We start from the raw sequence: 15,863 nt of genomic DNA, 5'->3' as shown, positions 1-15,863 counted from the left end.
CATCGATGCTCCGGCGCCTGCGGCGCCATGGGGTGCCCGCCGACACGATGCACCATTTCGTGCACTCGATACTCAGCCAGATCCAAAAAGGGGACCGGCGATGTTCGAGAGATACAAGACGAAGATCGAAGCCTATTGCAGGGAGGCGGGCGTCGAGATCCCGGTCGGCTTCAGCCGCCACTCGGCGCGACGCTACGCCGCCATCGATCTTGAATCGGAGCCGCCCAAACTCGTGGCCACCACCTGGCCAAAGCCCGAGGAGGCGGTGTACTACCTTGTGAACCTTGCAGCCGGCCGACGCACGAGGATCCTGGATTTCAGGGATCGACGCGAACTCAGCTTCAACGGCAAGACCAGCCTGATCCAGGGCGACCCATTCTAGATTCCAACGGGGCTTAGAGCGAGCGCTCTAACAAAGCCGTTGCGGCATGGAAAGTGCGGCGCTCCCGAATGGACTCAATGAACATGCCGGTGAGCTTGCGCACCGGATTGGAGGATCTCACCGGCGAGATGGTGCATGCGCGCAGGAATTCGGACGTTGGGCGCCTGGCCTTGCTGTGCTGGTGCGAGATCCGGCACTGGGCCCGCCGCGCCGGTGAGGAACGCCTGGCCCACTTGTCGTGCGCGCTTATCACCGACGGCCCGGCCAGCGATCGGCGAGAGTTCCTCGCTCGCGTGGACCAGCTTATTTCCGAACTCGAGGATGTCTGCGAGCGTGCGGGCATTCACGCGGCCACGAGGTCGCTCGAGTTGGCGAGGCTGGACAGGTCGGACGCTCAGCGGGTCAGCATGACGCACTGACGCAAGCTGCGGCGTCGTGCACGGGTGAAGCCTGCGAGGCGAAAGCGGAGCGATAAGACACGCACGCTGCATTGAATGGGACTGATGGTCTGCGCATTTCATAATGCATTCAGTTCAAGTGCTGGAGCAAGACCATGAGCATCGGCCGCACGGACCTGAACCTGTTGAAGGTGTTCGAGGCCGTCTATGAGGAGCGCAATCTGCTGCTGGCGGGCAAGCGCCTGAACCTCACGCAATCGGCGGTCAGCCACGCGCTTCGCAGGCTGCGCGAACTCGTCGGCGACGAGCTTTTCATGCGCACGGGCAAGGGCATGGTGCCGACCGGGCGCGCCACGGCCATGGCGCCGACCCTCCGGGACTCCATGCGGCGCATCGAGGACGCACTGGGCGTGGCGCCCTTTTCTCCCGACAAGTCCAGCCGGCGTTTCGTCATCGCGGCGAACGATCACGTCACGGCGGTGATCATCGCGCCCCTGTCCCGCGAACTGCAGAAGGCTGCCCCGGACGTCGACCTCGTCATCCGGCCGTCCACGCGGCTGGACCTGGCCGAGCAGATCGATCTGGGACGCATCGACCTGGCCATCGGCATCTTCTCGCAGGTGCCGCCGCGGCTGAACGCGACGACGCTCATGTCCCAGAGGGAGGCCATCCTGATGCGCAAGGGCCATCCCGCTTCCCGCCGGAAACTCACGCTCGATGATCTGGCGAAGTACCCGCTCGTCACGCTCTCCGTCGGCGGGCAGGAGGAAGGCGCGGTCGCGGGTTTCATCGTGGAGCGTGGCCTCGCGCGGCAGTCGGAGATGTTCGACCGGCATGCGCTGGAAGAGGCGCTTCGCAAATCGAAGCAGGTGCCACGGCTGAGAATGACCGTCCCGCACGCGCTCGCCATTCCGGCGCTGCTTCGTGACACGCACATGCTGTCCATCGTGCCGGCGTCACTCGCCATGGTGCTAGCGAAGAGCGGCGACCTGCTCCGCCGGCAGCCGCCGTACGAGGCTGGGACGTCCACCCTGCGCGCGGTCTGGCATGGGCGCGACGAGCACGACGTCGGTCACGCGTGGCTGCGCGAGATGGTCGCGCGAACCGCCAGGATTGCGGAAGAAGCGCTCGCCTGAAGACGGCCCGCACAGTGCGGCATCTTCAGCCCGCCGCCGCAACCCGACGCGGATACCACTGCGAGAACTTCATCGCACCGATGATGGCCGCCACGGTCGCAATGATGCCGAGGCGCACGGACGTATCAGGGCGCAGCAGCATGGCGCCGTCGGCCAGCACGATGATCCCGAAGGCCAGGGCCCACGCGAGGGTGATCACGTAGTTCGTCCGCACGAAGCGGGGCGTGTTCCATAGCGCCGTAGGCACACGCTCGCGAGCGTACTGAAGCGTGAAGGGGCGTCGCACGGCAATGGAGCCCAGCACGATCAGCAGCAGGCCGGCGTCCACCCGGAGGCGCACGCCGATCACGCTCCATAGCGGATCGGCCACGGAGGCATAGACCGTCATCCCCACGAACAGCACCAGGGTGCCGATTTCAAGGATCTTGGGCGACCGTTCCAGCGCGATGTCGCGCGCGACCAGGATGGCCGCGGCGGTGGCGCCCGCCACGAGCCCCGCGAATGGGTCGAGGACGCGATCGAACAGCGCAAAAGCGAGGAAGGGAGCGAAGGCAAGCAGGATTCCCATGGCGATTTTCGGGTGGAGGTGAAGATGGCGAAATGGTAGGAAACGGCACGCGCCGGGCCAACGCCTCCGCGTCCCGTTTCTTGACTGGGCGTCCCGAAACGAGTTGCCAGGCCAGGCCCGTGAGACAAATGAGCAAGAACTGGGACGCTGCGTGGAGACGCGCAGCGCACGGATTCCTAGAATTGCGGCATCGCATCCAAGTTCGCCAAGGCGCAGTGGCCCGCTCCCGGGCTTCGACTGAACGAGCCGCCTGTTCTGGCACCTCCATGGACCCTGGGTCGCCCGCTCGAGGCGCTGCCGAAACGGAAACTTCCTTCATGTCGCTCGTGCAAACCCCGGCCCATGCGCCCGCCTTGCCTCACATGCGCTTCGATTCCAGCGCCACCTCGCCGCACGAGGCGCTCGACTACTGGCGCGGATCGCTCTCGCAAAGCTGGGAGATGTCGATGGCCGACGAGGCCGACGCGGCGGACTTCCACGCCGACGTGTCGATCTGGCGCATGGCGGAACTGCTGGTGGGCACCGCCAGCTTCGGGCCGTCGCAGATGCGCATGCGCCGCGAACGCAACATCCAGTCCGACCAGCTCGACCACTACCGCATCATCCTGATGCGCGACGGCCAGTTCCGCTACGACGCCGGCGGCAAGCAGGCGATGCTGGCGCCGGGCCGCTTCGTGATCACGGACATGGCACAGCCCGAGTCCAGCGAATCGTGCTGCCGCAGCGCGGTGCTCTACATCCCCCGCGACACGCTGGACCAGGCCCTGCCCAAGCCGATGCGGCTGCACGGGCTCTCGCCCGACAACGCCTGCGCGCAACTGCTGGCAGACCACCTGCTGGCCTTGCTGAGGGCGCTGCCGGACACCGCACCCGCCGAGCTCCCGTCGCTGTCGGCAGCCACGGTGGGTCTGGTCGCCGCAAGCCTGGCGCCGACCGCCATCGATCCGCACACCACCGGCGTTGCCATCGACGGCGCACTGCTGCGTCGAGCGCGCAGATGCATCGAGGAACAACTGGCGGACAGCGACCTGGGCGCGCAACACCTGTGCACCACGCTGCGCGTCTCGCGCTCGACGCTTTACCGCCTGTTCGAGCCGCTCGGCGGGGTGGCGCAGTACATCAAGGAGCGCCGGCTGGCGCGTGTCCACCAGATCCTGAGCCAGGCCAGCGGGCGCCAGCCCATCGCGCGGCTGGCGGAAGACCACGGCTTCAAGAGCCCTGCGCACTTCAGCAAGGCGTTCCGCGTGCAGTTCGGCTACAGCCCGAGCGAAGTGCAGCGTGCCGGTGCCCTGCCGACGTTGCCCGGCCGCAGCAGCGCGAGCGAGCGCTTCGACCAGTGGCTCGGCGCGCTCTACCACTGACCGTCATGCGCCGACGCGACACCGGCCGCATCGGGAGCTGACCCTGGCGCCCGCAGCGGCGGCCCCAGCACGTCGATGCCCCACCGCTGCGCGAAGTGGCGCAGGCCGTCCAGTTCCGGCACGTCCGCGTTGAGCAGCGCGCCGAGCTCGCCGAAGAAGGCCGCGGCATCGATCCCGGGCTCGATGATCACCTGTTGACGTGCGCCGGTGCCAGTCACGTTGACGAACGCACGCGCCGCGCCGCCGGGCACCCGCACCAGGTCGCCGCGCCGCGCGAGGAAGCGCTTGCCGTCGACGTCGAAGAGAAAGCGTCCGGTGACGATCTCGAAGGTCTCGGTCTCCGCGCGCCGGTGCAGCGGGGGGCCGACGCCCGCGGCGTGGGTCGTCTCGATCACCGTGGCGCGCGGCTCGGCCTGCAAGAACGGAAAGCGCACGCGCACGGTGAGTCCGAGGGCAGGCAGGCGGATGATCGGCTCGTCGCGACGCGGCCGGGCCGTGCTCAGCATCGCTCCGGCCCCGGGGCCGCCGGAAGGCGTGGCAAGTCCCGCTGGATCCCGCGGAAAGACCGGGTCGTTGGAGGTGCGTTGCATGCATCGAATCGTAGGTGCGACCGATGCGCGCGTGTGTCCGTGCGATCCCATTTCGTGCCTTGGCGTTTCAGGAGAAGGCGGCCGTGTTCAACAGGCGGGCTCGTCAGGCTCGTGGCGGATTTGGCAAACTCCATCGTCGACGTGGCGCATCGCGACGTTCGTGGAATGGAGTCACCGATGACCGATCGAACGATCCTTGGCCTCGGCATCGCCGGGGCACTGCTGGCGGGCGCCGCCGCGCAAGGGCAGGAACTCACGCGCGGTCCGGTGTCCATCGTCGTGCCCTATCCCGCGGGCGGTGCGTCCGATGTGCTGGCCCGGGCTTTCGCGCCGGCCTTCGCGAAGGCAATCGATCGGACCGTCGTCGTCGAGAACCTCAGCGGTGCCAGCGGTTCGATCGGCGCCGCGAAGGTCCTGGCGGGTGCGAGCGATGGCTCCCTGATCCTCATGGGCACGGCCACCGAGACCATCCTGACGCCAGTCACCATCAAGGGGCTGACGTACAAGCCCGCGGACTTCCGGCTGCTGGGCGTGGTCTACACGGCGCCCATCGCGCTCTACGCGCGGCGCGACCTCGCGGCAAGCTCGGTGGACGAACTGGTGGCGATGGCGAATCGCGGGGGCATCGTTCGCCTCAACTACGGCAGCACCGGCCCCGGCTCGCTCTATCACATCGTGACCGAGAACCTGCGCACTGCCACGGGCCTCGATGCCACGCACGTTCCCTATCGGGGCGGCGCGCCGCTGCTGCAGGACCTGATGGCGGGCACGATCGACCTGACGATGCTGCCGGTCGACAACGTGCTCGGCGCTCTCGTCGACAGCGGCAAGATCAAGGTGTTGGGCGTGACGACCGCCCAGCGCGCCGCGCGCTACCCTGGCACGCCGACCTTCGACGAGAGCGCGAGCGCCAGGGGCTTCGGCCATCCCAGCGTCTGGGTGGGCGTCTTCGTGGCGCGCAGCACGCCCGAGCCGTTGACGGTGCGCCTGCACCTGGCCGTGACGGAGGCGCTGGCCAACGAGGACACCCGCAAGTCACTGGCGTCCACGGGCGGGACGGTCCCCGCGACCCTGAGCCTGGGCGAGGCCAGTGCGTTCTTCGCTGCCGAGACCGCTGCGTTGCAAACGATGGCGCGAGTGGCCAAGGTGCAGGCGGAGTGATCCGGGACAAGGTTCCCGCAAGGTCCCGCTCGCATGCTCACGCCACGACCGGCAGCACCAGCCTCGACGTCGCACTCACCGTCTGCAGCGAACTGGTTCCGATCGACGCATGCCGGAACTGCAGCAGCGCTGGCTTGTCCGGGCTCTGATCGTCGGAGGTCAGGTAGAGCCGCACTCTGTGCCCCGCCTTGAACCTGCGGGCATTGGGCACCAGCGGGATGCGGTAGGCCACAGTCTCCCCGATGGGCACCGACTCGAAGCGGTCGCAAGGCAGCACCGGTGCGCCGAGTCTGCTCGCAGCTTCGTCGACGGCGCGCAAGCCCGCGCGCAGGAAGCCGGAGGTGATGTCCGTCACCCGGCCGTCGGGCGCGACGTCCTGCAGCACGGCGATGAAGGCTGTGTCGGGCGCGGTACTGGCGGCGTCGAGCTGCAGTTCGATGGGGCCGACCATGTCCAGGTCCTCGGCCAGGGGCGCCGTGTCCCAGCACAGGAACGCAGGAGGGTCGCTCTCGCGGGGGCCGGGCCGGTTGAGACCGGCGCCCAGGTTCATGTACGTGCGTACGCCGGCCAGGGTACCTTCCATCGCGAGCGTTCCGTCGGCGCCGAGCGCGTAGTGGCGATGGCTCGCTTCCGGCACCGGCCATTGCGTCGCAGTGCGCCAACCCTCGGCCTCGGGCAGCACGTAGCGGATGCGAGGGCCGTCGAGGATGCCGGTGTCGACGCCCTTGAGCCATTGGTCGAACCAGGCCAGGGCCTCGATGTGCAGGCTTTCCCATTAGCGCCACCTGCACATGCGGGCTGCGGGTGAGGCGCTCGATGGCGGTGAAGGTATGGGGCAGGTGCAAGGGGACGTTCTGCCAGTCGCAGCCCAGATACACGGGCACCTCGACCTGCTCCAGCAGCGGGAGCATGTTGCGCTCCTCCCACCACGCGTCGCGCAAGGGGTGCTCCACGGCCACGGCGCGCCAGAGGTCGTCCCACGGATGGGGATCATGGTCGAGCTTGAGAATCATCTTCAGCCCGGCGATCGCGGCCTCGCCGTTCATGGTTTCGAACTTGCGGTGAACGCCCGGCACCATCAGCAGCGATCGCACGGCCTGCAGCAGGCGACTGCGCCACAGCTTGTTGGTATGACCGGAAGTCATGCCGATCATGTAGAGGAAGGGGGTGATGAAACTGCTGCTCAGCAGTCCGTGGTGCGAGCTGGAACCGTAGAGGTCCCAGGTGCCCGCCAGCGGCATGATGGCCTTGAGGTGCGCAGGCCGCTCGACGGCCGCTTCCATCTGCGTGCAGGCGAAGTAGCTGATGCCGACCATGCCGACGTTGCCGTCGGACCAGGCTTGCGTCCCCGCCCACTCGACGAGGTCGTGCATGTCGCGGCGCTCCTGGCCGTCGAGAAAGCCGAAGACGCCCTCCGATCCGCCGGTGCCGCGCAGGTTGGCGATCACGTGCACGTAGCCGCGCGGCACGAAGAAGTCGCTGGCGCCGGCTTCGACGAAGCCCAGCGGCGCGCCCAGGTTCTGGATCTGGCGCGGGTAGGGCGAGGCCGCCACGAGGACGGGGTAGCGGCCCGGCAGTGCCGGTCGGTAGACGTCGGCCAGGAGCCGGGTGCCGTCGCGCATCGTGACGACGACGTCTTCGTCGCACACCACCGTGTGCACGGGCTGCGACAAGCCCCGATAGTCGCGCCCTGTGGTCTGCGGGCCGTTCAGGCGGCGTTGGCCTTCCTCGATGCCCGAGGTGTGGAAGCTGGTCATGAGAATTCCTTCGGCGGGCTTCAGAAGCTCGCGTGGAAGGACGGCCCGCCCGCGATCTGGCATTGGCCGTCGCCGCCGCCCTTCATGCCCATGTCGGGTTGCACGAGTTGCAGGCGGCAACGCATCGAGCGGCCGTCGACGCTTCTCATGTTCGCGATCACCCTGCCGCTGTAGACGGTGACGAACTGCTCGACGCTGACCATCGGCGCGGCCCAGCCGTCGTAGGGCCAGTCGGACCAGCCCATGGGCCACGCGTCCCACATCGGCGCGAGGGAGTCGGCGACGGTCTGCTGCGTGATCTGCATGAAGCGGCCCTGGTAGGTCGCATCGGAGGTGGTCGCGGTCATGGTGCCGTCGATGCTGCCGTCGCGGCTCTGCCACGAGAACAGCACCGGGTCGGGCGCCTTGCCCGGACGCACGATGTCGCCGCCGCCCATGCCGCTGCTCGCGCAGCCGCCCAGTAGCGCGGCCGCCATCAGCGCCGCGGCAAGAACCCCATTCGTTGTCGACATTCGCAATCCTCTGTGTGTGTTGATCAGAAGAGGAATGCTATTTTTTGCGGGCGCTGCGCAGTGGCCTGCGCGTCCCACTTGTTGCGCGCCCGGCTCAGGCGGTCACGGGCGCGGAGGTCAGCCAGCGGCCGAAGGTGGAGTCCCGCAGGGGCGAGGCCGGTGCGGTGCGTGCGCCGGTCACGCACACCTGGCCTTCGCGCGTCTCGCGCGGGCTGTGGCCGAACTTCGCCCGGAAGGCCCGGCTGAAGTGCGTCGCGCTCTTGAAGCCGTTGTCGGCCGCGAGCCGGCCGAGGTAGCAGCGCTGCGTCGGCGAGGCCAGCAGCGCATGGATGCGCAGCAAGCGGCGGTCCTGCAGGTAGGCGATCACGCCGCCCTCCGCTTCGAAGAGGCGGTAGAGCGTCGAGCGGGAAATCCGGAAGTGCGCGCAGATGCGGTCGGTACTCAGGTCTTCCTCGGCCAGGTGCTCTTCCATGTACTGGCGGATCTGGCGCAGCAGCGCCCCTTCGATCGCCGGCCGAGCGAGCCCGAGCATGTCGATCGAGGGCGCGAGGCTCGCGGCCAGCAGCTGGATGGTGGCGACCATCGCGTCCGGCGCTTCCTTGCGCGTGATGCGCGGCAGCAGCGAGGCGAGCGATTGCAGGTGGCTCGCGAGGATGGTCGCGCAGGCACCCGTCGGCACTACGCCATGCAGGTCGAGTTCGCGCGGCAGCAGGGCATCGAGCGCCTTGCGCGGAATAAAGACCGTGAGCACATCGCCCTGGCAGTGCACCGAGCGTGGCTGGGCGAAGTCGCTCAGGAGCAGTTGCCTGTGGCCGACAGGGGTGCGGCGGCCATGGGCATCGAGAAACATGGTCTGCGGCCCCTGGTTCAGGTGCAGCACATAGGGGTCGAGCTGGTCGGCTGCGATCGCCTCCACGCGGCGCGTGAGCACCTGGGGCGCGTAGTTGCCGCGCACGACCATCACGCCGCCGAGATTCCAGCCGGTCGTCGTCGTGGACCAGTCCTCGGGCATCTCGTCGGGAGACACGCTGACCTCCAGCGCGGGCGCGACGCAGGCGCGCCAGCGTTCCAGCCGCTCCTGCACGGAGCCCTTGCCGGGCTCGAAACTTTCCGCGGGAAGCAGCAACTCGTCGTCGGTCGAGAGGGTCATGCCAAGGCTCCAGGATGGGCGGGCGCGATGCTTGAAAAACAGTGGCCCTGCTGTTAGTGTCGACACTTTAGGCAGGCTTCGGCATTCTGTCTACGATTTTTACAATTCTGACAGGACACTGTCGACATTGAACAATGAAAGCAATTCCATGAACGGCGCCGTGTCAAGTGACGACATCACCGTCGATACGATCGTCGAGTCGGTACGCGAGAGCATCATCCGCGGCGACCTCCCGCCCGGGACCATCGTCAATTCGGTGGACATCGCCAACCAGTTCGGCACCAGCCGCACGCCGGTGCGCGAGGCCTTGCTGATCCTGAGCCAGTACGGGCTGATCACCCTGGCAGCGCGACGGCGGCCCCAGGTCGCGCCGGTGTCGGCCAAGGCCATCCGGAACCTCTACGACCTCCGGGCGGCGCTGCACGCCTACATGTCGGACGCCATCGTCGCGAATGCTTCGGACGAGGCGCTGCGCGACCTGCAAGCCCATGCGGCAGCGCTGGCGAGCGAACCGGCCGGTTACGGGGACGAGGCCTACATGCTGCGCATCGAGGCCTATCTGGCGACCGAAGCGCAGCTGTGCGGCAACGACCTCGTGATCGGCGTGCTCGATTCGCTCAAGTGGAAGATCAGCTGGTTCCGCCGCATCGGCAAGATGACCGAGGAACAGGTCAAGTCGCTCGCGGCCGACCGGCTGCGGGTTGCGCAGGCCTACCTCGACCGCGACGCCCGGCTGGCCCGTGCGCTGAACCGCTCGATGCTCAAGCGCGGGGGAGACTATTGCGAGAACAACTTCCTGGGCACGCACCCTCCGGGCACGACGGGCAAGTGAGCTCGACGGAGGGTCACGATGCAATTCCGGGGAGGAAAGCAGCACCGGACAGGCAGGCCGCGAGGATGGCCGCGCCGGCAAGATCGGTGACCATCGCGAAGCTCTCGCGCGCATTGCGGTGCGGTTGCACGATGTGATTGGCGCCCGCCAATCCGAGGAACACCGCACCCGCGAGCGCCACGGGCACGGACCATCCCGGCGACCAGAGGCTCAGGACACCGATCACGCCGAAGGCCGTGTTGGCGAAGCCCAGCTCCCGCACGAGCACCAGCGCTTCGCCGCCCTGGATGCCGAGAATGTGCTGCGCGGTGTAGGCCGGCTTGAACATCTGCCGCAGTCCCGCCGAGCCCAGCCGTGCGCCGACGATCCAGAAGGCGAACCACTGCAAGGCGAGCCCCCAATGCGGCGCGGCGTGTTGCGCCAGCAATTGATAGGCGATGCAGCCGGCCGGTGCAACGAACATCAGGAAGGCGACGATGAAGAAGTAGCCCATGGTGTGAACGGAAAGGGTGACGCGACAGTCGATGCGGTGCCGCCCCGCTTACCAGCGGCGGCCCTGGTGGTACTCGTCCGCGATCTGGATCTCGGTCTGCGCCTGCTGGATGAGTTCCACCGCGCGGCCCGCGTGCCCGCCGAAGGTCGGGCCGTTCACGTCCTGTGCGGAATGGATGTGGTTGATGGCCGCCTGCAGCGCGTTCTCCGCGCTCTGGAAGTTCGGGTGCGACAGCGCGTACGAAGCGACGCAGGCACTCAGGGAAGCAATGCACAAGGCACTGATGGCAACGACTTTGTACTGTTTCATTCGGGACTCTCTGGAAGATTTCGATGCTTGAAGGATGTACTGAAGGTACGCATCGAATTTAGAAGCGCCGCGGTTTGGCCTGTGGCGCGTACGTCCCATTTCTTGCCTGCGTGTCCGTCCTCGACGGGCCGAGGCGAACGAGATGGCCGAATTGCGCTGCGCCGAGAAAGCGCTTGCGATCTCTAGATCAACCCCCGCAATCGGCGCTGCGCGCGGTCGAGTCCGACGACCAGGCGGTTCTCGATGCTCTCGGCTTCCGTGATGCGCTCGTCGAGCCATGCGGCATCCGTGCAACCGACCTGGGACATCCGCTGCATCAGGACGCCGATGAGGGCGTTCTGGTCCGTGATCAACCCGTCCCAGAGGTCAACATCCGCCTGGGCGCCTTGTATTTCTACATAGCTGGCCGTCATCGTTGTCTCCTGCGCGCTTTTCTGTAGGGGCGTGGCAGCGCTCGATCGCGAATATGCCGCGTCCGGACACGCGGAGCAAGTCCATATCGTGAGCAACCGGGCGTTGAAAGCGATGGCGCGCCGAGCGGCTCCCGCGCGTGGCGGGGACTGCTCGGCGCTGCTCCGGCTCGGCGACCGGCTGCGAGGGGTGCCTACACCCTGTCGAAGCGGCCGAGGTCCATCACCTTGGTCCAGGCCGCGACGAAGTCCTTCACGAACTTCACCTCGGTGTCCGAACCGCCGTAGACCTCGGCCAGGGCGCGCAGCACGGAGTTGGAGCCGATGGCCAGGTCGACGCGCGTTGCGCTGCCCTTGCGCTCCATCGTCTTGCGATCGACGCCCTCGTACAGGTTGTTCTCGCCGGGCGCCGCCTTCCAGATCGTGTTGAGGTCGAGCAGGCGCACGAAGAACTCGTTGGTCAGCGCGTGTTGCTTCTGGCTGAAGATGCCATGCTTGGTGGCGCCGACGTTGGCGCCCAGCGCGCGCATGCCGCCCAACAGCACCGTCATCTCGGGCGCAGTCAGCGTCAGCAACTGGGCCTTGTCGACCAGCAGTGCGTCGGCGGGAATCGAATAGTCCTTCTTCAGGTAGTTGCGGAAGCCGTCGGCCACGGGTTCGAGCACCTTCATGGCCTCCACGTCGGTTTGTTCCTGCGACGCGTCCATGCGGCCGGGGGTGAAGGGCAACGTCGCTTCATGGCCTGCGTTCCGGGCGCCTTGTTCGACGGCGGCGCAGCCGGCCAGCACGATCAGGTCGGCCATCGAGATCTTCTTGCCGGCGGACTGCGCCTTGTTGAACTCGCCCTGGATGCCTTCCAAGGTCTGGAGCACCTTGGCCAGCCTGGCGGGCTCGTTGACTTCCCAGTCCTTCTGCGGCGCCAGGCGGATGCGGGCGCCGTCGGCGCCGCCGCGCATGTCGGAGCCGCGGTAGGTGGAGGCCGAGGCCCAGGCCGTGAGCACCAGGTCCGTCACCGACAGGCCCGAAGCCAGTACCTTGGCCTTGAGCGCCGCGGCGTCCTTGTCGTCGATCAGCGGATGGTCGACCTTCGGAATCGGGTCCTGCCAGATCAGCTCTTCCTTCGGCACTTCCGGGCCCAGGTAGCGCGAGCGCGGTCCCATGTCGCGATGCGTCAGCTTGAACCAGGCGCGCGCGAACGCATCGGCGAACTGCTCGGGGTGCTCGAGGAAGCGCCGGGAGATCTTTTCGTAGGCCGGGTCGAAGCGGAGCGACAGGTCGGTGGTCAACATGGTCGGCACGCGCTTCTTCGACTTGTCGTGCGCGTCCGGAATGTCCGCCGGCGCGCCCTTGGCCTGCCACTGTCCGGCACCGGCCGGGCTCTTGACTTTCTCCCACTCGAACTTGAACAGGTTCTCGAAGAAGAGGTTGGTCCACTTCGTCGGCTGCTGGGTCCAGGTGACTTCCAGGCCGCTGCCGATGGCGTCGCCGGCCATGCCGCTGGCGTGGGTGCTCTTCCAGCCCATGCCCATTTCCTCCAGGTCCGAAGCCTCGGGCGCCGAGCCGACGAGTTCCGCTGGGCCGGCGCCGTGGGTCTTGCCGAAGGTGTGGCCGCCGGCGATCAGGGCGACGGTTTCCTCGTCGTTCATCGCCATGCGAGCGAAGGTTTCGCGGATGTCGCGAGCCGCGGAGACCGGGTCGCCATTGGCGTTCGGACCTTCGGGGTTCACATAGATCAGGCCCATCTGCACCGCCGCGAGCGGGTTCTCGAGGTCGCGGTCGCCGGTGTAGCGCTTGTCTTCGAGCCAGGTCTTCTCGTTGCCCCAATAGACGTCCTGGTCCGGTTCCCACACGTCCGGGCGCCCGCCGGCGAAACCGAAGGTCTTGAAGCCCATGGACTCCAGGGCCACGTTGCCCGTCAGGATCATCAGGTCGGCCCATGAGATCTTCAGGCCGTACTTCTGCTTGATGGGCCACAGCAGGCGCCGGGCCTTGTCGAGGTTGACGTTGTCCGGCCAGCTGTTGAGCGGCGCAAAGCGCTGCTGGCCGCGGCCGCCGCCGCCACGCCCGTCGCCGGTGCGATAGGTGCCGGCGCTGTGCCAGGCCATGCGGATGAACAGCGGCCCGTAGTGGCCGAAGTCTGCCGGCCACCAGTCCTGTGAGTCTGTCATCAGCGCGCGCAGGTCGCTCTTCAGCGCCTCGTAGTCGAGGCTGTTGAATGCCTTCGCGTAGTCGAAGTCCTTGTCCATCGGATCGGACTTGGAGGAATGCTGGTGAAGCAGGTCGACGCGCAACTGGTTGGGCCACCAGTCACGATTCCCGGTCCCGCGCCCGACCGTGTGGTGGAAGGGGCACTTGGCTTCGGCTTGCATCTCGCTCATGGGCGTCTCCTTTTCGTTGATTGAGGCCCACAAATTCTGGATGCGGCAATGACGAAAAGGGCAAGGCTTTGCCTATGACGGCCATAGCTGAAATCAGCGCCGTGTCGACGGCCCGGCTACGTCGTGTGCAGCAGCTTGCGCAGCCATGCGTCGACCACGGCGGTGGCCGGGTGGTCGGCGCGTCCAAGCGCGCGATTGATCTCCAGATGGCCAAGCAGACCTGTTCCGTCGACGCCATGCACTTCGGCTGACGTTCCGGCCCGCAGCAGCGCTTCGCCCAGCGCCTCCGATTGCGCCTTCCCGTCGGCGCGATCGATGTGGACGATCAGGAATGCGGGCGTGCGCGCCTTGAAGGTTTGCAAGGCGGGCGACAAGGCTCGCTGGCGTGCGGGCTCGTCTCCGAACGCCTCCCTGTAAGTGCCGCGCATGAGGCGGCCGGCTGCGGCAACCTGGCGCGGAATGTCGTAGGCAGCGCCGTCCAGTGCGATGACGCCGCGAACATCCGATAAGGAAAGGCCGGCCGCCGCCAGGTACCGGGGATCCGTACCGACCAGCGCCACCAGGTGCGCGCCCGCGCTGTGCCCCATCAGGACGATGCGCGACGCATCGACGCCCAGTCGCGCGGCGTGGGCCCGGAGCCATGCAACGGCCGTGGCCACATCGGCGGCTTGCTGCTCGACGGTTGCGGTCGGTACCAGGCGATAGTTGATCGAGGCAAAGGCAAAACCTTCACCGGTCAGATGCTCGACCTTCTGCATTCCCGTGGCGGTTCGCTTGTCGCCGTGTTTCCAGCCACCGCCGTGCACGAAAAGAATCAGCGGCGCCGGCTTGCCGGTGGCTGCAGGCCAGAAATCGAGCTGCTGCAGGTCATCCGGACCGTAGGCGTATTCCGTTCGCCCAACGGACGAAGCCTCGGCCGCGCGAGCAGCCAGGCCGGCCCGGGGTTCCTCCTCGGGCTGGGCTGCGGACACAGGGGCAGGGGAGAGCGGCAGCAGCGCCAAGAGCAAGCCCAATGCAATCAACTTTCGAGCAATGCCCTGCATCAGGTGGGCCTCCGTGACGAACGAAACTCGGCTCTACGCTTCGGCGTTGAGCGCGAGGACAGGTGCCGGGGGGCGGGGATTCCCGAATGCGTCCTGTCGACCAAGTCACCGGGCGCGTTCATTGCAAGCCCCGAGCGCCATGCTTACGCCAGCACAAAAAGCCCAGATCCTCCGGCGAGCCGGCATTGCCGTGCCTGCCCAGTTGCAGATGACGGCCGGACTGGACGACGCGACGACTTCCCCTCCTTCATGGACCTGGGAGGAGCTTGTCGACGCCCTGTTTGCGCGCTATGCGGTCGAGCGCGCCAGCCGCGTCCTGCAAGGGGCGGAATACGAATCCGGCATGCGCGCAGCGTGGCCGCCACCGCAAAGAAGCTGATCGCGCAGCCCCGTCTTCCGCTGGCGGCGACAGGCGCTTCGCCCCCGCGCGATCCCGGCGTTCCCAATATGATGGAACGCGCGCCAGCCACCCGGTGGCTTTCGCGCCCACTTGTTTCACGCAGCAGCTAGGAAAGAGAAATCACCATGGCAAAAGCCTATTGGGTCAGTGCATACCGTGCCGTCAAGGATGCCGACAAGCTCGCGGCCTACGCCAAGCTGGCCGGTCCTGCCATCACGGCCGGGGGCGGGCGCTTCCTGGCGCGCGGCCTGCCCGCGAAGGTCTACGAGGCCGGCTTGGCCCAACGCACGGTGCTGATCGAGTTCGACAGCGTCGAGCAGGCCCTCGCGACGCATGACAGCCCTGATTACCAGGCGGCCCTGGCCGCGCTCGGCGATGGGGCCGAACGCGATCTTCGCGTGATCGAGGGCACTTGATCGGGCGCGGCCCGCGAAGCCGGCAACCGTCGTAGCAACCGTTCCGACCGTCGCGGGCTCCCTGACGCACAGGCTCGATGCATGGCCAAGGTCGTTTCCTGCGGGGTCGTCATGCTGAACGCCCGGCGCGAGCTGTTCGTCTGCCATGCCACCGGCACCGCGCGCTGGGACTTGCCAAAGGGTTTGCAGGAACCGGGCGAGTCGGCGCTGCAGACCGCCGTACGCGAAGCCTGGGAAGAGACTTCGCTCGAGCTCGAACCCGGGTTGCTGGAGGACCTGGGCCTGCACGACTACCTGCCGGCCAAGCGGCTTCACCTGTTCGCATTGCGCGTCGCGGTGGACGCGTTTCCGATCCGTGATTGCCGCTGCCATTCGACCTTTCCGCATCACGCGACGGGCTTGCCGACACTGGAAGTCGACGCCTATGCCTGGAAGTCCGTGGATCGGCTCGGCGACTGGTGCGGCAAGAACATGACCAAGGTGCTGCTCGCGCTCGACTGGCGGCGGATCGAGACGCTCCCTGAAGTCGCATCCGTGAAGGTGCGGATCGGCTGACGGCCTGTGGCC

At 67.2% G+C, this 15,863-nt stretch carries 19 protein-coding genes and 1 pseudogene; 9 read left to right on the top strand and 11 right to left on the bottom strand.

Annotation, left to right across the window (positions count from 1 at the left end; genetic code table 11):
- The first annotated feature begins 100 nt into the window (after positions 1-100).
- From ACSFBL_RS01505 to ACSFBL_RS01495, 3 genes are all read left to right on the top strand, one after another.
- The gene (locus ACSFBL_RS01505; protein WP_435513963.1) at positions 101-382 is read left to right on the top strand and encodes a hypothetical protein; all 282 of its coding nucleotides are present in this window, start codon (positions 101-103) and stop codon (positions 380-382) included.
- Positions 383-450: 68 nt separating this feature from the next.
- Positions 451-801, top strand: a complete 351-nt coding sequence (locus ACSFBL_RS01500; protein ID WP_435513962.1) for a hypothetical protein — start codon at positions 451-453, stop codon at positions 799-801.
- A 134-nt stretch (positions 802-935) separates the two neighbouring features.
- A complete protein-coding gene (locus ACSFBL_RS01495) occupies positions 936-1,916 on the top strand; it encodes a LysR family transcriptional regulator (protein WP_435513961.1) in 981 nt (326 codons plus the stop codon).
- 25 nt (positions 1,917-1,941) lie between these two features.
- On the opposite strand, the gene ACSFBL_RS01490 is transcribed toward ACSFBL_RS01495, so the two are convergent.
- The gene (locus ACSFBL_RS01490; RefSeq protein ID WP_435513960.1) at positions 1,942-2,484 is read right to left on the bottom strand and encodes a hypothetical protein; all 543 of its coding nucleotides are present in this window, start codon (positions 2,482-2,484) and stop codon (positions 1,942-1,944) included.
- Between the two features lie 317 nt (positions 2,485-2,801).
- Here ACSFBL_RS01490 and ACSFBL_RS01485 point away from each other — a divergent pair, with 317 nt between their 5' ends.
- Positions 2,802-3,845 carry a helix-turn-helix domain-containing protein gene (locus tag ACSFBL_RS01485; RefSeq protein WP_435513959.1) on the top strand — a complete coding sequence of 348 codons (1,044 nt, stop codon included), beginning with the start codon at positions 2,802-2,804 and terminating at the stop codon, positions 3,843-3,845.
- On the opposite strand, the gene ACSFBL_RS01480 is transcribed toward ACSFBL_RS01485, so the two are convergent.
- The gene (locus ACSFBL_RS01480; RefSeq protein ID WP_435513958.1) at positions 3,836-4,435 is read right to left on the bottom strand and encodes a cupin domain-containing protein; all 600 of its coding nucleotides are present in this window, start codon (positions 4,433-4,435) and stop codon (positions 3,836-3,838) included. The two genes, ACSFBL_RS01485 and ACSFBL_RS01480, sit on opposite strands and share 10 nt — an antisense overlap.
- A 177-nt stretch (positions 4,436-4,612) precedes the next feature.
- On the opposite strand from ACSFBL_RS01480, the gene ACSFBL_RS01475 reads away from it, so the two are divergent.
- Complete coding sequence (locus ACSFBL_RS01475; protein WP_435513957.1) at positions 4,613-5,596, top strand: tripartite tricarboxylate transporter substrate binding protein; 984 nt, start codon at positions 4,613-4,615, stop codon at positions 5,594-5,596.
- Between the two features lie 37 nt (positions 5,597-5,633).
- Here the strand turns inward: ACSFBL_RS01475 and ACSFBL_RS01470 are convergent, their stop codons facing one another.
- The 4 genes and pseudogenes from ACSFBL_RS01470 to ACSFBL_RS01455 form a co-directional block, all read right to left on the bottom strand.
- Entirely contained in the window at positions 5,634-6,287 is a 654-nt protein-coding gene (locus ACSFBL_RS01470; protein ID WP_435514514.1) for a CocE/NonD family hydrolase C-terminal non-catalytic domain-containing protein, read from the bottom strand.
- Positions 6,288-6,363: 76 nt separating this feature from the next.
- A pseudogene (locus ACSFBL_RS01465) lies at positions 6,364-7,218 on the bottom strand (CocE/NonD family hydrolase); the annotation flags it as partial.
- Positions 7,219-7,373: 155 nt separating this feature from the next.
- Positions 7,374-7,865, bottom strand: a complete 492-nt coding sequence (locus ACSFBL_RS01460; protein WP_435513956.1) for a hypothetical protein — start codon at positions 7,863-7,865, stop codon at positions 7,374-7,376.
- 94 nt (positions 7,866-7,959) lie between these two features.
- Positions 7,960-9,015 carry an AraC family transcriptional regulator gene (locus tag ACSFBL_RS01455; protein WP_435513955.1) on the bottom strand — a complete coding sequence of 352 codons (1,056 nt, stop codon included), beginning with the start codon at positions 9,013-9,015 and terminating at the stop codon, positions 7,960-7,962.
- 148 nt (positions 9,016-9,163) lie between these two features.
- Between ACSFBL_RS01455 and ACSFBL_RS01450 the strand changes: the two genes are divergently transcribed.
- Complete coding sequence (locus tag ACSFBL_RS01450; RefSeq protein WP_435513954.1) at positions 9,164-9,847, top strand: GntR family transcriptional regulator; 684 nt, start codon at positions 9,164-9,166, stop codon at positions 9,845-9,847.
- Between the two features lie 13 nt (positions 9,848-9,860).
- Here the strand turns inward: ACSFBL_RS01450 and ACSFBL_RS01445 are convergent, their stop codons facing one another.
- From ACSFBL_RS01445 to ACSFBL_RS01425, 5 genes are all read right to left on the bottom strand, one after another.
- Positions 9,861-10,340, bottom strand: coding sequence for a DUF6790 family protein (locus tag ACSFBL_RS01445; RefSeq protein ID WP_435513953.1), 480 nt, complete (start codon positions 10,338-10,340; stop codon positions 9,861-9,863).
- 48 nt (positions 10,341-10,388) lie between these two features.
- Positions 10,389-10,649: a hypothetical protein gene (locus tag ACSFBL_RS01440; RefSeq protein WP_435513952.1), complete on the bottom strand. Its 261-nt coding sequence runs from the start codon at positions 10,647-10,649 to the stop codon at positions 10,389-10,391.
- Positions 10,650-10,831: 182 nt separating this feature from the next.
- Positions 10,832-11,062: a hypothetical protein gene (locus tag ACSFBL_RS01435; RefSeq protein WP_435513951.1), complete on the bottom strand. Its 231-nt coding sequence runs from the start codon at positions 11,060-11,062 to the stop codon at positions 10,832-10,834.
- Positions 11,063-11,253: 191 nt separating this feature from the next.
- Positions 11,254-13,428 carry a catalase/peroxidase HPI gene (gene katG / locus ACSFBL_RS01430; RefSeq protein ID WP_435514513.1) on the bottom strand — a complete coding sequence of 725 codons (2,175 nt, stop codon included), beginning with the start codon at positions 13,426-13,428 and terminating at the stop codon, positions 11,254-11,256.
- A 125-nt stretch (positions 13,429-13,553) separates the two neighbouring features.
- Positions 13,554-14,438 carry an alpha/beta hydrolase gene (locus ACSFBL_RS01425; RefSeq protein WP_435513950.1) on the bottom strand — a complete coding sequence of 295 codons (885 nt, stop codon included), beginning with the start codon at positions 14,436-14,438 and terminating at the stop codon, positions 13,554-13,556.
- Positions 14,439-14,619: 181 nt separating this feature from the next.
- On the opposite strand from ACSFBL_RS01425, the gene ACSFBL_RS01420 reads away from it, so the two are divergent.
- From ACSFBL_RS01420 to ACSFBL_RS01410, 3 genes are all read left to right on the top strand, one after another.
- A complete protein-coding gene (locus tag ACSFBL_RS01420; RefSeq protein ID WP_435513949.1) occupies positions 14,620-14,859 on the top strand; it encodes a hypothetical protein in 240 nt (79 codons plus the stop codon).
- A gap of 146 nt (positions 14,860-15,005) precedes the next feature.
- On the top strand, positions 15,006-15,296 hold the full coding sequence (locus ACSFBL_RS01415) for a DUF1330 domain-containing protein (protein WP_435513948.1): 291 nt from the start codon (positions 15,006-15,008) through the stop codon (positions 15,294-15,296).
- Positions 15,297-15,377: 81 nt separating this feature from the next.
- A complete protein-coding gene (locus ACSFBL_RS01410) occupies positions 15,378-15,851 on the top strand; it encodes an NUDIX hydrolase (protein WP_435513947.1) in 474 nt (157 codons plus the stop codon).
- Positions 15,852-15,863: the final 12 nt, after the last annotated feature.

The organism is Variovorax glacialis (genome assembly GCF_051216375.1).
In the GTDB taxonomy this organism is placed as follows: domain Bacteria; phylum Pseudomonadota; class Gammaproteobacteria; order Burkholderiales; family Burkholderiaceae_C; genus Variovorax.
The sequence above is the reverse complement of the archived record's forward strand: the minus strand, read 5'-3'. Positions and strand labels throughout refer to the sequence as shown.

Bases quoted from the DNA above. Each gene is read 5' to 3' on its own strand.
- ACSFBL_RS01505 (WP_435513963.1), top strand. From the start codon at position 101: ATGTTCGAGAGATACAAGACGAAGATCGAAGCCTATTGCAGGGAGGCG.
- ACSFBL_RS01500 (WP_435513962.1), top strand. From the start codon at position 451: ATGGACTCAATGAACATGCCGGTGAGCTTGCGCACCGGATTGGAGGAT.
- ACSFBL_RS01495 (WP_435513961.1), top strand. From the start codon at position 936: ATGAGCATCGGCCGCACGGACCTGAACCTGTTGAAGGTGTTCGAGGCC.
- ACSFBL_RS01490 (WP_435513960.1), bottom strand. From the start codon at position 2,484: ATGGGAATCCTGCTTGCCTTCGCTCCCTTCCTCGCTTTTGCGCTGTTC.
- ACSFBL_RS01485 (WP_435513959.1), top strand. From the start codon at position 2,802: ATGTCGCTCGTGCAAACCCCGGCCCATGCGCCCGCCTTGCCTCACATG.
- ACSFBL_RS01480 (WP_435513958.1), bottom strand. From the start codon at position 4,435: ATGCAACGCACCTCCAACGACCCGGTCTTTCCGCGGGATCCAGCGGGA.
- ACSFBL_RS01475 (WP_435513957.1), top strand. From the start codon at position 4,613: ATGACCGATCGAACGATCCTTGGCCTCGGCATCGCCGGGGCACTGCTG.
- ACSFBL_RS01460 (WP_435513956.1), bottom strand. From the start codon at position 7,865: ATGTCGACAACGAATGGGGTTCTTGCCGCGGCGCTGATGGCGGCCGCG.
- ACSFBL_RS01455 (WP_435513955.1), bottom strand. From the start codon at position 9,015: ATGACCCTCTCGACCGACGACGAGTTGCTGCTTCCCGCGGAAAGTTTC.
- ACSFBL_RS01450 (WP_435513954.1), top strand. From the start codon at position 9,164: ATGAACGGCGCCGTGTCAAGTGACGACATCACCGTCGATACGATCGTC.
- ACSFBL_RS01445 (WP_435513953.1), bottom strand. From the start codon at position 10,340: ATGGGCTACTTCTTCATCGTCGCCTTCCTGATGTTCGTTGCACCGGCC.
- ACSFBL_RS01440 (WP_435513952.1), bottom strand. From the start codon at position 10,649: ATGAAACAGTACAAAGTCGTTGCCATCAGTGCCTTGTGCATTGCTTCC.
- ACSFBL_RS01435 (WP_435513951.1), bottom strand. From the start codon at position 11,062: ATGACGGCCAGCTATGTAGAAATACAAGGCGCCCAGGCGGATGTTGAC.
- katG (WP_435514513.1), bottom strand. From the start codon at position 13,428: ATGCAAGCCGAAGCCAAGTGCCCCTTCCACCACACGGTCGGGCGCGGG.
- ACSFBL_RS01420 (WP_435513949.1), top strand. From the start codon at position 14,620: ATGCTTACGCCAGCACAAAAAGCCCAGATCCTCCGGCGAGCCGGCATT.
- ACSFBL_RS01415 (WP_435513948.1), top strand. From the start codon at position 15,006: ATGGCAAAAGCCTATTGGGTCAGTGCATACCGTGCCGTCAAGGATGCC.
- ACSFBL_RS01410 (WP_435513947.1), top strand. From the start codon at position 15,378: ATGGCCAAGGTCGTTTCCTGCGGGGTCGTCATGCTGAACGCCCGGCGC.